We start from the raw sequence: 13,564 nt of genomic DNA, 5'->3' as shown, positions 1-13,564 counted from the left end.
CACCCGGCGCAATGCGCCTGACATATCAAAATCAGCTCACGGAGGAATGCATGTCGCTTTTTACCAAAGAAGAAGCCCTGTCCTACCACTCGAGTTTCCCCAAGGGGAAAGTCGAAGTCGTGCCCACCAAACCCTGCCGCACCCAGAAGCACCTGTCCATGGCCTACACCCCGGGCGTGGCCGAGTCCTGCCGGGCCATCCACGCCGACCCGGACAAGGTCTACGACTACACCAACAAGGGCAACCTGGTGGCCGTGGTCTCCAACGGAACCGCCGTCCTGGGCCTGGGAAACATCGGCCCCAAGGCCGGAAAGCCGGTCATGGAAGGCAAGGGCGTGCTGTTTAAGATCTTCGCCGACGTGGATGTCTACGACTTAAACATCAACCAGCCCGATCCCGACAAGATCATCGAATTCGTCAAGATGCTCGAACCCACCTTCGGCGGCATCAACCTCGAAGACATCAAGGCCCCGGAATGCTTCTACATCGAGCAGAAGCTCATCGAGGAAATGGATATCCCCGTCTTCCATGACGACCAGCACGGCACGGCCATCATCTCCGGCGCGGGCATCTTAAACGCCATGGAAATCTCCGGAAAACGCATTGAGGACGTGAAAGTCGTGGTCTCCGGCGCCGGGGCCGCCGCCATCGCCTGCTGCAAATTCTACGAAACCCTGGGCGTCAACCGCGCCAACATCTTCATGTACGACTCCAAGGGCCTGATCCACGCCGGTCGCCCGGATCTCCACGAGTCCAAGCGCTATTTCGCCCAGAAAAAAGACATCGGCGCCATGGCCGAGGCCTTCAAAGGCGCCGACGTCTTCCTCGGCCTGTCCGCCAAAGGCCTCGTCTCCAAAGACATGGTCAAGTCCATGGGCAAATTCCCCATCCTCTTCGCCATGGCCAACCCCGACCCGGAAATCACCTACAACGACGCCAAAGACGCCCGCCCCGACTGCATCATGGGCACCGGCCGCTCGGATTTCCCCAATCAGGTCAACAACGTCTCCGGCTTCCCCTTCATCTTCCGGGGCGCCCTGGACGTGCGGGCCTCCAAAATCAACGAGACCATGAAGATGGCCGCCGCCAAGGCCCTGGCCGCCCTGGCCAAGGAGCCCATCCCCGCCGACATCCTCGAGGCTTACGGCGTCAAGGAACTCTCCTTCGGCATGGATTACGTCATCCCCAAGGCCCTCGACCACCGCATGCTGGAATGGGAAGCCCCGGCCGTGGCCAAGGCCGCCATGGATTCCGGCGTCGCCCGCGCCACAGTGGACATCGCCCAGTACAAAAAAGACCTGCGCGCCCGCCTCGACGCCTCGCGCAAACGCATCGAAGCCTTCGCCGGTTCGTACGGATTGGAGTTCTAGAACTCGGGGCTGCCGCCCCGGAGCCTTCGCCGGGGCTGCCGCCCCGGAGCCTTCGTCGGGGCTGCCGCCCCGAACCCCGCCCGGGGGGACCAGTCCCCCCGGACCCCCCATCCCCCCGTCCTCGCGGCGCAAAGCGCCGTGAGGACGGGGATGAGGGGGTACGGGAAGGAAAATATGGATTGCATGAGCAAGATACCTGAAAAGGGATTCCAAAGGGCGGAGCCCTTTGGCCGCCGGAGGCATTCCCCCAACCTCGCGAAGGCCTGCGCCAAGGCGGCCCTGGCCGCCTTTTTTTGCGTCCTGGCCTGGGCCATGCCCGGCATGGCCGGACGTGCCTCAAGCGTGGACGCCTTGTGCGCGGCCATGAGCCTGGAAGAAAAAGTCGGCCAGGTATTCACCGTCTACTTTACAGGGCCGGTGGTGTCGGACGACCTGCGGTCCTTGATCGCCGACTACCACATCGGCGGCGTGATCTATTACAGCGTGTCCGGAAACGTCGAGAGTCCGGCCCAGGTGGCCGCGCTGTCGCGGGAGATCCAGAAAGCGGCGGCCGGGACGCCAAAGGGCGTGGGCCTTTTCGTATCCGTGGACCAGGAAGGCGGTCCCGTGGCCAGGCTTCGCCGGGGGGTGACCCTTTTTCCCTCGAACATGGCCGTGGCCGCCACGGGGAATCCGGACAACGCCGGAATCATGGCCCGGATCATGGCCCGGGAGTTGTCGGCCCTGGGCGTCAACGTCAATTTCGCCCCCGTGGCCGACGTCAACATCAATCCGAAAAACCCCATCATCGGCATCCGCTCCTTCGGCCAGGATCCGGCCAAGGTGGCGGCCTTCACCGCCGCCGCCGTACGCGGCTACAGCCGTGAGAAGATGCTCTGCACCCCCAAGCATTTCCCCGGCCACGGCGACACGGCCGTGGACTCCCACCTGGGCCTGCCCGTGGTCGCCCATGACGCGGCAACCTTTGCCCGCACGGACCTGCCGCCCTTTCAGGCGGCGATCACGGCCGGAACCCGGGCCATCATGACCGCCCATGTGGAGCTTCCGGCCGTGGACCCGTCCATGGCCCCCTCCACCCTGTCGCACAAGGTGCTCGTCGGGCTTTTACGGGAAAAACTCGGTTTCCAGGGACTGATTTTTACCGACTCCCTGGGCATGGGGGCCATGGCCAATACCGTGGGCACGGTGGAGGCTGCGGCCAAGGCCCTGGCCGCCGGGGCCGACGTGCTGCTTTTCGGCGCGGACAAAGGCCATACCACGGACCAGCAGCGCCAGGCTCATGCCCGCATCGTGGCCGCCGTGCGCTCCGGCGAGATTCCCATGGCCCGCCTGGACGAGACCGTTCGCCGCATTCTCACGGAGAAAAAACGTCTGGGGATTCTCGCGGCCAGGGACATCAAGGCCCCGGAAACCGATCCGCAGAAACTGGCGGCCCGCCTGGCCACCGCCGCCCACATCCGGGAGGCGGAAAAGATCGCCCGGCGCAGCATGACCCTTCTGCGCGACGACGCCCATCTGCTGCCCCTGAAAAAAACCGGCCTCACCCTGGTCATTCGCCCCCGGCGCGGCGCGCCGGATGTGGACGAGCCAGCCGAGGCGGCACTTTCCGCCTGGCCCGGCGTCCGGCTTGCGCCCGTTTCCGGCGACCCCTCGTCGACCGAGACGACGGAGGTTCTGGCCCTGGCCCGGGAGGCCCGGGCCGTGGTCCTGCTCGTCTCCGGGGCGGCCACGAAACCGGGTCAGGCCCGGCTGGCCCAGGAGCTTTTTGCCGCGCATCCGGGCAAGGTGGTGCTTGTGGCCTCGGGCGCGCCCTATGACGCAGCCCTTTTCCCGGACGCCCCATGTCTGGTCGCCACCTACGGCGATGTCCCGGCCTCCCTGACGGCCCTGGGGCAGTCCCTTTACGGCGACAATCCCTTTCGCGGCGTCTGCCCGGTCGATATCGGACTGGCCGGGCCTTTTGCCCCCGATTCCCGGTAAACGCCGCTTTCGCCCAGGCTACGTAACAAACTACACACTTTCGCCATGGAAATGACCGGAAAAGCACGAGGCTTTTCCGGAAGATCAAACGGTATACTCCCGCCACATCCGCCTCATGCAGTCTTTTTGCAATGCAAAAATGCCGCCGCTGCGCAGTTGTGCCCGGCCCGGGAATGGGCTATCGTTTTCATGCCTAAAAATTCAGAGACACCCGCGAGGAGACCTTCATGGACCAATCATCACCTGCCTTTTCCCCGTCCGTGAAAACGAGCGTTGTGGGGGCGGCGCTATGCGCCCTCATCGTTGTGTCTTTCTTTTTCGCCAATCTGTGGGTGATGATCGGATGCGTGGCGCTCGGAGCAGCCTGCGCCATCTGGCTGGCCATGACCGTTTCCGGTTCCGATGGCTTGCTCATGGCCGGGCTTTCCAAGGTCAATGAAAAGAAGCGGGACTTCCTGTTCGACGAGGTGCATGCCTGGAAGGAACACGGCCCTCTGGCCGCGCTTGTTTCCGATGTGGTTGCTTTCAACATGCATCGCCGGGAGTTCTACCGTGGAGCGGTCCAGGCTGTGGGCACCCCGTTTCTCATGTGCGACGAGAAGGGAATCGTGACCCACGTCAGCGATTCCATGGCCGCCCTGCTCAAAAAGCCGGTCAAGGATATCGTAGGGCAGACCGTGAGCCGGACCTTTTACGGCAAGGAGGGCGCGTCGGTCACCGAGGAGGTCATGCGCACCAAGGCCAAGGTATCCGAGGAAAAACGCCTGACCCTGTGGGACGGCCGCAGCGTGGACATCTTTTTTTATGTCGACTGCATCACAAATTCCAAGGGCGACGTTCTCGGCGCGGTCTTGTCCCTGACGGACATGACCCTGGCCAACGAGCAGCGCCACAAGATCGACGAAACCAACGAGGAGATGCTGACCCTTGGCCGCCAGATCAATGAGTTGGCCCAGCGTGTGGCCTCGGCCTCGGAAGAGTTGTCCGCCTCGGCCGACGAGCAGGCCCGGGGGGCGCAGCAGCAGAAGGGTCAGGCCGACACCGTGGCCACGGCCATGGAAGAGATGACGGCCACGGTCCTGGAAGTGGCCCAAAACGCCTCCAAGACCGCCGAGGCCGCCAATCACGCCAACAACGCCGCAAGCGACGGCTCCGGCCGGGTGCGCGAGGCCGTGGACGGCATCAACGAGGTGGCCCAGTCCGCAAGCCGACTCGGCCAGGTCTTGGCCGACCTCGATTCCCAGGCCGCCGAGATCGGGCGCATCATCGGGGTCATCAACGACATCGCGGACCAGACCAACCTGTTGGCCTTAAACGCCGCCATCGAGGCCGCACGGGCCGGAGAGGCCGGGCGCGGATTCGCCGTGGTGGCCGACGAGGTCAGAAAGCTTGCGGAAAAGACCATGACCGCCACCAAGGAGGTGGAGCAATCCATTGGCCGCATCCAGGACGGTTCGCGCCAGGCCGTGTCCTCCATGCGCGACACCGAACGCCAGGTGGCTGTCGGGACCGAGGCCACGGGAAAGGCCGGAACCTCCCTGGAGCAGATCATCCAAAGCATCCTGGACATGTCCGGCCAGGTGGCCCAGATCGCCACGGCCGCCGAGGAGCAGTCCGCCGCCGCCGAGGAGATCAACCACAGTATCGAGGAAATCGCCGTGGTGGCCACCGAGGCCGAAGAGGGCGCCACCCAGACGGCCCAGGCCACCCGGGAGCTGGCGGCCCTGTCCCAGGAGCTTTTGACCCTGTCCCTGGCCTTTTCCGGAGAGTCCGCCGACAGGACCAAGCTGCGGGCCTCCAAGGGCGACATGAAGGGCATCCTGCCCAAACTCATGCAGGAGTTCATCCGCCAGAACTTTGACCACAAGGTCTACGAACGCATGCAGGAAGAGATGGGCAAGCCCACCTTTCTGCCCACGGACAGCTATCCCGACCAGGTACTCTCCCAGATGGCCGACCTGATCTCCGGCCTGACCGGCCAGAGCCAGCGGGACATCTTCCTGAAGCTTGGCCGGTTCACCGTGCCCCAGTTCCACCGCATGTACCGCCGCTACTTCAAGGCCAAGACCCTCAAGGAATTCTACCTGACCATGAACGACACCCATGCCCGGCTGACCAAGGAATTTCCGGGCATCCACCCGCCCCGCTTCACCTATGAGGACAAGGGCGACACCTTGATCATGACCTACCACTCCAAACGCGGCTATCCGCATTATTTCGAGGGCATCTTAAACGGCGCGGCCGAGTTTTTCAAAGAGCGGGTGAAGATCACCGTCACCACGCTCAATGCCGAATCCTCCCGGGCCGAAATCGTCTTCCCGGCCGGTTCCGCCAAGCCCCGGGCCTTGAGCTGACCCGTCCCGCGCCCTGAAACGACCCCTTCGGGCCGCCGTCCCTTTCCGGGAATGGCGGCCCTTGCGCTTTGACGCCGGGACCAGCCCGGGATTATCATGCTTTTTTCATATGATTTATTCCGCATTGGCCCAAGCCCCCCGGGCGCGGTATGGTCCGCCCGGGCGCACCAGCGCCAGAAGGAGAGAGAAAAACACCGCATGCCACACGCCGTCATCGAGGCCATTTCGGCCATGGCCGCCGCGTCCCTGAACGTTTTCGTGGAATCGGCCCCGTATATGCTTTTTGGCATGTTCGTAGCCGGTTTGTTGCGGGCCTTTGTGCCCGAAGGATTCATCTTTTCCAGGCTTGGCGGACGCGGCCCGGGCAGCGTCCTTTTGGCCTCGCTTCTGGGCGCGCCGCTTCCGCTGTGCAGTTGCGGGGTGATCCCGGCGGCGGCGGAGATACGGCGGCGCGGCGCAGGCAGGGGGGCCACGGCCGCATTTCTCATCTCCACCCCGGAGACGGGCGTGGATTCCGTGGCCGTGACCTATGCCCTCCTGGGTCCGGCCATGGCCGTCATCCGCCCCCTGGCCGCCGTGGTCACGGCCACCCTGGCCGGGCTGTTCGTCAACGCCCTGGACAGCGACCGGCCAGCCGCGGCCGCCCCGCAGGCCCCCCGCTCCGGGCGCGCCCTGCATGCCCCGGCGGATTTCGCCGCCGGGCTGTCCACGCCCGACGCCTGCGCCAACGCCTGTACGGCCGGGTGCGGCTGCGGCGGCAGGCCATCACAACAGGCCCCCCTCCTGGTTCGGCTCATGGCCGGAATCCGCTACGCCTTCGGGGAGCTTTTGCCGGACATCGGCGGCTGGTTCGTGCTGGGGGTCGTGCTCTCCGGGATCATCAGCGCCCTTGTGCCGCCGGATTTCATCCAAGCCCGGCTGGGCTCCGGCATCGCGCCCATGCTGGCGGTCCTGGCCGTGGCCGTGCCCCTGTACGTCTGCGCCACGGCCTCCACCCCCATCGCGGCGGCGCTCCTGGTCAAGGGCCTGTCGCCGGGCGCGGCCCTGGTTTTCCTGCTGGCCGGACCAGCCACCAACGCCGCCACCCTGGCCGTGGCCGTCAAGATCCTGGGGAAACGCGGCGCGGCCAGCTACCTGGCGGCCATCGTCGTCTGCTCCCTGGCCGCCGGTCTGTGCCTGGACGCCTTTTTCCCCGGCGTGGCCGCAAAAACCGCCGACTTCCTGGCCACGTCCGGCAAGGATGCCCCCGGTCTGCCCTCGTATCTGGCGGCGGCGGTCCTGGCCGCCTGCCTGCTGTGGCCGCTTTTCGCCAAACGGCGCACCACCTGCGAATGCGGATGCACCGGCCCGGACGCGCCACGGCCATGACCGCCCTCCATCCCGACACGTCTCCCGCGGCCGCATCTCCAGGCCCTGTCCGGTTTTCCCCGGCCAGTTCCCTTGCGGCCATGGACCCCCGGGTGAAGCTGGCGACGGCCCTTGTGCTGGGGCCGATCATCTGGCGGTTCGGTCCCGGGGCGACCGCCGTCTCCACCCTGACCCTGGCCCTTTTGGCCTTTCTCACGGTTCCCGGATCAAGCTTCGGCCCGGCCGCCCTGCGCGGCAACGCCGTCTTCGTCATCCTCTGGGCCGCAGCCAAGGCCCTGTTCGACATCTGGGGCGGCGTCGCCCCGGCCGCAGCCTGCGCCGAAAGCGCGGTCTTCGGGGCCAGGCTGCTGTCCCTGATCTGTCTGGGGCTGATCCTGGCCGCCTCCACCTCGCCCCGCCAGATGGGCGCGGCCCTGTCCTACGCCCTGACCCCGGTGCTTGGCCGCCGGGCCTGGAAGGCCGCCCTGGCCCTGGCCCTTTTGGTCCACAATCTCCCCCTGGCCTGGACCGCTGGCGCGGCCATCCGCCGCACCATGCGCCTGCGTTGCCCGGACCTGCCGTTTTCCCGCAAACCCGGGCTGTTCGCCACGGCCCTGCTGCGGGCCGTGAGCCTGACGGCCTATGACCGGACCATGGCCGTGGCCGCCCGCAACCTGGACCGGCCCGAGGCCTGGCGGCCCGTGTTCGTCCATCCCTGGCGCGGGGCGCTGCCCTGCGCCCTGGCCGTGGTCCTGGCGGCGGCCGGGCTTTTATGGCCGTGAAGGCATCGCCAAAATGTCACCCGAATAACAGTTGACATTGATTCCTATTTTCAATAAGCCCTTCCCATGCCGCGCCGCACCCACACCCCCAACACGGAAACCCTGCCCATGACGCCCGTCCCCTGTGCTTGTTGACCGGACCTGTTCCGGAAATGAATGCCGCCCAGGGCGGCCGTGCCACAGGAGGGCAAAATGCTGAAAAACGAAAATCTGTGCGTTTCAAACGTGACCAGGACCATGGACCGCGACGGCGGGGTCGAGGTGTATCTCAACGGCCGCAAGGCCACGCGGGTGGGTCTCTTCGATGTGGCGTTCAACGCCGAGGCCGTGCGCCTGATCGGGGGCGGAATCCTGACCCTGTCGCGGGAGTTCGGGTTGCCGATCCCGATCATCAAGAAGGCCATGGCCGGAAACCTGTTCATCGTCCCGCCCAGCGAATCGCTGTATTTCCTTTTCCAGATCGAGGAATTGGAGGCGGACCTGCACGTGGAGATTCCGCCCATGTATTGGCGCTTCGCCTCGCCCGTGGGCATGGTGGCGGAACTGGCCAAATGCGCTTAGGGCGCGAGGAAGTCGGGTCGTAGGGAGGCCTCCGGCGGCCAAAGGGGGCGCTTGCCCCCTTTGGAATCCCCGGACGGGAAAAATAGACCGTGCCGTGTTGGGCCGGGCGACGGGTTTGCGCGCGGCGCAGGCGGCAGCGCGAAGCATTGCTGACGCCAGGCCGGGTCGCCAACCCCGAGCCCGGCCTGCCGACAATGCCTTGGGAACCCCCGGACGGGGAAGACGAACCGCGCCGTGTTGGGCCGGGCGACGGGTTTGCGCGCGGCGCAGGCGGCAGCGCGAAGCATTGCTGACGCCAAGCCAGGTCGCCAACCCCGAGCCCGGCCTGCCGACGCATCACAAGGAATCCCCGTGCTCGTCAAAACCTATGGATTTTATCTGCTGGCCGCTTTCGGCGAGATTGCGGGCTGTTTCGCCTTCTGGGCCTGGCTGCGGCTGGGCAAAAGCCCGCTCTGGCTCATCCCGGGCATGGCGTCCCTGGCGGCCTTCGCCTTCTTTCTGACCCGCATCGACACGGACGCGGCAGGCCGGGCCTACGCCGCCTACGGCGGCATCTACATCCTGGCCTCTCTGGCCTGGATGTGGGCCATAGAAGGGCAACGCCCGGACCTGTGGGACGTCTCCGGGGTGTCCCTGTGTCTTGTGGGCGGGGCCTTGATCCTTTTCGGCCCCAGGTAACCCACCCCGCCCCATCCATTCCCGAAGCCAACCCCCGGCATCATCCCATTCGCGGAATCCCAAAGGGCGCAAATCCTTTGGCCCTCGAAGGGTTCGCCGACACTGCCCCCTGGCCGCCAACCATCCCCCTTTGCGGGATTCCAAAGGGCGCAAGCCCGTTGGCCCCCGGAGGGTTCTCCAACTACTCCCCCTTGCCCGTACCGCGCCCCGCGCCCGCGCGCACCGCCGCCCTCCTCACCGCATCTTCCGATACGCCGCCAGAAGTCCCGTGGTCGACGCGTCGTGCGCCGCCGAGGGCGTCGCCCCGCGCAGTTCCTTTTCGATGACCCCGGCCAGCTTCTTGCCCAGCTCCACGCCCATCTGGTCGAAGGAATTGATGTCCCACACGGCCCCCTGGACGAAGATCTTGTGCTCGTACAGGGCGATGAGGCTCCCCAGTATCTTGGGCGTAAGCTTGCGATATAAAATGGTCGTTGTGGGCCGGTTGCCGGGGAAGGTCTTGGACCGGGCCAGAAGCGTCAGCCGGTCGCCGCTGACTCCGGTGGCCGCCAGTTCCGCCCGGGCCTCGTCCTCGGTCTTGCCGCGCATGAGGGCCTCGGTCTGGGCGAAGCAGTTGGCGGCCAAAAGCAGATGATGGTCGCCCAGGGGATTGAGCGCATTGGCGGCCACCAGGAAATCGCCGGACACCAGCCGGGTGCCCTGGTGGATAAGCTGATAGAAGGCGTGCTGGCCGTTGGTGCCGGGCTCGCCCCAGATGATGGGGCCGGTTTCGTAGTCCACCCACTGGCCGGACACGGTCACCCGCTTGCCGTTGGATTCCATGTCGCCCTGCTGCAAAAAGGCCGGAAACCGGGCCAGATATTGGTCGTAGGGCAAGACGGCGTGTGACGCGGCCCCCAGAAATTCACCGTTCCAGACCCCCACCAGCCCCAGGATGGCCGGGATGTTGTCCACAAAGGGGGTGGTGCGAAAATGTTCATCCACCTCGAAGGCCCCGTCGAGAAGCTCCTCAAAACGGTCCATGCCCACGGCAAGCGCGATGGATAGCCCGATGGCCGACCACAAGGAATAGCGGCCGCCCACCCAGTCCCAGAATTCGAACATGTTGTCGGGGTCGATGCCGAAGTCGGCCACGCCCTGGCGGTTGGTGGAGATGGCCACGAAGTGCCGGGCCACGGCGGCCTGATCCCCGAGCCGCCCAACCAGCCAGTCCCGGGCGGAATGGGCGTTGGCCATGGTTTCCTGGGTGGTGAAGGTCTTGGAGGCTACAAGAAAGAGCGTGGTCTCGGGATCAAGACGCCGCACGGTCTCGGCCAGGTGGGTTCCGTCCACGTTGGACACGAAATGCAGGCGCGGCGCATCAGACGCATAGTGGGCCAGGGCCTCGGCCACCATGCGCGGCCCAAGGTCCGAGCCGCCGATGCCGATGTTGACCGCATCGGTGATGGGCCTGCCCGTGAACCCCTTCCAGTCGCCGCCGCGCACCCGTTCGCTAAAGCCGCGCATCTTCTTCAGCACCCGGTTGACCTCGGGCATGACGTCCGCGCCGTCCACATGGATGGGCCGATTGACGCGGTTGCGCAGGGCCGTATGCAACACGGCCCGCTCCTCGGTGACGTTGATCTTTTCGCCCGCGAACATGGCCGCGATCTTGCGGTCCAGGCCGCACTGGTTGGCCAGGGAGGCCAGATGGCCGAAGGTGGTGGCCGTGATGCGGTTTTTCGAGAAATCCACCAGGATGTCTTCGCCCAGGCGGCGGGAAAACGTGGCGAACCGCCCGGCATCGGCGGCGAACAGGTCGCGCAGGCGCACGTCGCGCATGTCTCCGGCATGGGCCCGCAGGGCCATCCAGGAAGGCAGTTCCGTGGGTCTCATGGGCGTGGTATCCTCTTGGGGCCGATTCGGCCGGTTGCGTAGTCAGCGCCGGGGTTTGCCGCCACCTTTTTCTCCAACGCCACACAGCAGACGTTCAAACATTGAACGCCTACTGGGATGTTTGCCGCCATCTTACTCTCCAAGCCGCCAGAAGGAAACGGTTTTCAGGGATGAACGCACAACCTCCGCATTCTCGCCGCAGTGTTGCCTTATGTCGGGCGGTACATAACACGGTCGCCATATAATGCGACAGATTGACCGAACTCCATTGTTTTGAAATGATGGGGCGCATGGCCGGGCGACTGTCGCCAGCACGGCCCCACAGCCTCCCTGAAGGAGAGACGCCGCCATTATGAAAGTCCATCGTGCCGCAAGAATGGAACGCTGCATCGGATGCCACGCCTGCTCCCTTGCCTGCGCCAGACTGGTCCATAAAACGATTTCCTGGAACGCCTCGGGCATCCGCATCAAGTCCTCGGGCGGGGTGACCAGCGGCTATCAGGCCGTGCTGTGCCTGGCCTGCGATCCGCCGCCCTGCGCCGCGGCCTGCCCCACCGGGGCCATGACCCCCCGCAAATCCGGCGGCGGAGTCCTGCACAAACGTTCGGTGTGCATCCGGTGCGGCAAGTGTGCGGCGGCCTGCCCCGTAGGGGCCATCGCCCTGGACGACCAGCAGGCCCCCTACGTGTGCATCCACTGCGGCCGGTGCATCGAATTCTGCCCCCACGGCTGCCTCGAACTCTTCGACGCCGAGGAAAAACGTCCCCTTTGCCAGGAGGCCTGCCATGTCCCCCCTGTCGCCGAATAGTTTCGACCGCACGGCCTGCTTCCGCGTGCTGGTGGTGGACCTTGCGGCCCGGCGCGGGGATGTGGTGATCCTGGACGGCCGCGACCAGGTCATGGGCGGCAGCGGTCTGGCCGCCCTGTTGTATCAAAAATACGGCCTTCCCGGCGAACCGGCCTTTCACCCCGGACAGCCGCTCATTTTCGCCATCGGGCCGCTCACGGGCGCATTCCCCCTCATGAGCAAGACCGTGTGCGGGTTCAAGTCCCCGTATGTGGAAAACTACGCCGAATCCCATGCCGGGGGGCGCTCGGCCCTGTCCCTGCGCTTCGCCGGATACGACGCCCTGGTGATCACGGGGAGGGCCGCCGCCCCGGCGGCCGTGGTGCTGGGGTCGCGCACGCTCCAGGTGGTGGACGTGCATTATCTGTGGGGCGCGGACATCTTCACCGCAGGCAAGCTTCTGCGCAAGATCGTGCCCGGCAATTCCGGCCACCGCAGCATCCTGCGCATCGGCCCGGCAGGCGAAAACCGCCAGGCCTACGCCTGCATCAACGTGGACACCTACCGCCACTTCGGGCGCCTGGGCGCAGGCGCGGTCATGGGGGCCAAAAACCTCAAGGGCGTCGTCATCCACGGCGATGCCGACCTGCCCTTTCCCGAAAACAAAAACTACACCAAGCTTTTTGCCGACATCCACTCCAAGGCCACGGCCACGGACATGATGGAAAAGTACCACAACCTGGGCACGCCGGTGAACGTGCTGCCCTTAAACGAGCTCAAGTCCCTGCCCTGGCGCAACCTCCAGGCCACGGCCGACCCGGATGCGGGCAAGATCTCGGGCGAGGAGTTCGCGGACAAGCTGCTCATGAGCAACGCCGCCTGTTCCGGCTGTCCCGTGGGCTGCATCCATGTGGGCATGCTGCGGGAGATGTTTTCGGACAAGCACCGCTTCTACATCCGGCAGGTGCCCTACGACCATGAGCCCAACTTCGCCTGCGGCTCCATGCTCGGGGTCACGGACCCCAAGGAGATCCTGGCCCTGATCGACGCCGCCGACCGGCAGGGCCTGGACGCCATCTCGGCCGGAGTGGCCCTGGCCTGGGCCACGGAGGCCATGCAAAAGGGGCTGGTGACCCCGGAGACGGCCCTGACCACCCTGGCCTTCGGCGAACCCGAGGGCTACAAGACCGCCCTGTATCATCTGGGACACATGACCAACGACTTCTACGCCGCCCTGGGGCGCGGCGCGGGATATGCCGCCGCGCAGTACGGCGGCGGCGACTTCGCCTGCGTGCTGGGGCAGGAGATGGCCGGCTACGCCACGGGCGAGACCTATTTCGTGTCCCAGACCATCGGCTTCAGGCATTCCCACCTGGATACCGGGGCCTATTCCTTCGACCAGAAGAACAAGGACCAGGACATTGAGGCCACCCTGAAGTTTCTGCTCGACGACGAGCGGGAGCGGGTGCTTTTGAACAACCTGGTGTCCTGCCTGTTCGCGCGCGGGGTCTACAAGCCCGCGCTCATCGCCGAGGCCCTGGACTGCCTGGGGTTTTCGACCCTGGCCCACACCCTGGACGAGACCTCGGAGACGGTGCGCAACCTGCGCTGGAAACTCAAGATACAGACCGGATTCGATCCTGCCACCACGCGCATCCCCAAGCGGTTTTCCGAAATCGTCACCTGGAAGGGGGCCGTGGACGCGGACTATATGGAACGGCTGCGCACGGCCTACGCCCAAAAGATCATCGCCCTGGCCGGGGAAAACGCCCCGGCGGCCGGAACCTGATGCCTGGGCCGCGCCCCTGCGAAAAAACATCGGGGCGCTCC

The 13,564-nt window shown here is 65.6% G+C and carries 10 protein-coding genes; 9 read left to right on the top strand and 1 reads right to left on the bottom strand.

Features of this window, described 5'->3' with window-relative positions; genetic code table 11:
* Positions 1-50 precede the first annotated feature (50 nt).
* The 7 genes from GD606_RS01175 to GD606_RS01145 all read left to right on the top strand — a co-directional run bounded on the left by GD606_RS01175 (position 51) and on the right by GD606_RS01145 (position 9,072).
* A complete protein-coding gene (locus GD606_RS01175; protein WP_163302930.1) occupies positions 51-1,370 on the top strand; it encodes a malic enzyme-like NAD(P)-binding protein in 1,320 nt (439 codons plus the stop codon).
* A 183-nt stretch (positions 1,371-1,553) separates the two neighbouring features.
* Entirely contained in the window at positions 1,554-3,350 is a 1,797-nt protein-coding gene (locus tag GD606_RS20705) for a glycoside hydrolase family 3 protein (RefSeq protein WP_163303022.1), read from the top strand.
* Between the two features lie 227 nt (positions 3,351-3,577).
* Positions 3,578-5,704: a methyl-accepting chemotaxis protein gene (locus GD606_RS01165; protein WP_176629179.1), complete on the top strand. Its 2,127-nt coding sequence runs from the start codon at positions 3,578-3,580 to the stop codon at positions 5,702-5,704.
* A 213-nt stretch (positions 5,705-5,917) separates the two neighbouring features.
* Positions 5,918-7,072, top strand: a complete 1,155-nt coding sequence (locus GD606_RS01160) for an SO_0444 family Cu/Zn efflux transporter (protein WP_374190886.1) — start codon at positions 5,918-5,920, stop codon at positions 7,070-7,072.
* Positions 7,069-7,833, top strand: coding sequence for a cobalt transporter (locus GD606_RS01155; RefSeq protein ID WP_163303020.1), 765 nt, complete (start codon positions 7,069-7,071; stop codon positions 7,831-7,833). The genes GD606_RS01160 and GD606_RS01155 overlap by 4 nt, the downstream gene beginning before the upstream one ends.
* Positions 7,834-8,025: 192 nt before the next feature.
* Positions 8,026-8,394 carry a hypothetical protein gene (locus GD606_RS01150; RefSeq protein ID WP_246298914.1) on the top strand — a complete coding sequence of 123 codons (369 nt, stop codon included), beginning with the start codon at positions 8,026-8,028 and terminating at the stop codon, positions 8,392-8,394.
* Positions 8,395-8,745: 351 nt separating this feature from the next.
* On the top strand, positions 8,746-9,072 hold the full coding sequence (locus GD606_RS01145) for a YnfA family protein (protein WP_163303019.1): 327 nt from the start codon (positions 8,746-8,748) through the stop codon (positions 9,070-9,072).
* Between the two features lie 234 nt (positions 9,073-9,306).
* Here the strand turns inward: GD606_RS01145 and pgi are convergent, their stop codons facing one another.
* A complete protein-coding gene (gene pgi / locus GD606_RS01140; protein ID WP_163303018.1) occupies positions 9,307-10,947 on the bottom strand; it encodes a glucose-6-phosphate isomerase in 1,641 nt (546 codons plus the stop codon).
* Positions 10,948-11,299: 352 nt separating this feature from the next.
* Here pgi and GD606_RS01135 point away from each other — a divergent pair, with 352 nt between their 5' ends.
* Both GD606_RS01135 and GD606_RS01130 read left to right on the top strand, forming a co-directional pair.
* Entirely contained in the window at positions 11,300-11,755 is a 456-nt protein-coding gene (locus GD606_RS01135) for a 4Fe-4S binding protein (protein ID WP_163303017.1), read from the top strand.
* Positions 11,733-13,523 carry an aldehyde ferredoxin oxidoreductase N-terminal domain-containing protein gene (locus tag GD606_RS01130; protein WP_163303016.1) on the top strand — a complete coding sequence of 597 codons (1,791 nt, stop codon included), beginning with the start codon at positions 11,733-11,735 and terminating at the stop codon, positions 13,521-13,523. Before GD606_RS01135 ends, GD606_RS01130 begins: the two co-directional genes overlap by 23 nt.
* The last annotated feature ends 41 nt before the right edge of the window (positions 13,524-13,564 follow it).

Origin of the sequence: Desulfolutivibrio sulfodismutans DSM 3696, assembly GCF_013376455.1 — a bacterium.
Lineage (GTDB): Bacteria > Desulfobacterota > Desulfovibrionia > Desulfovibrionales > Desulfovibrionaceae > Desulfolutivibrio > Desulfolutivibrio sulfodismutans.
This window is presented reverse-complemented; position numbering and strand designations above follow the sequence as displayed.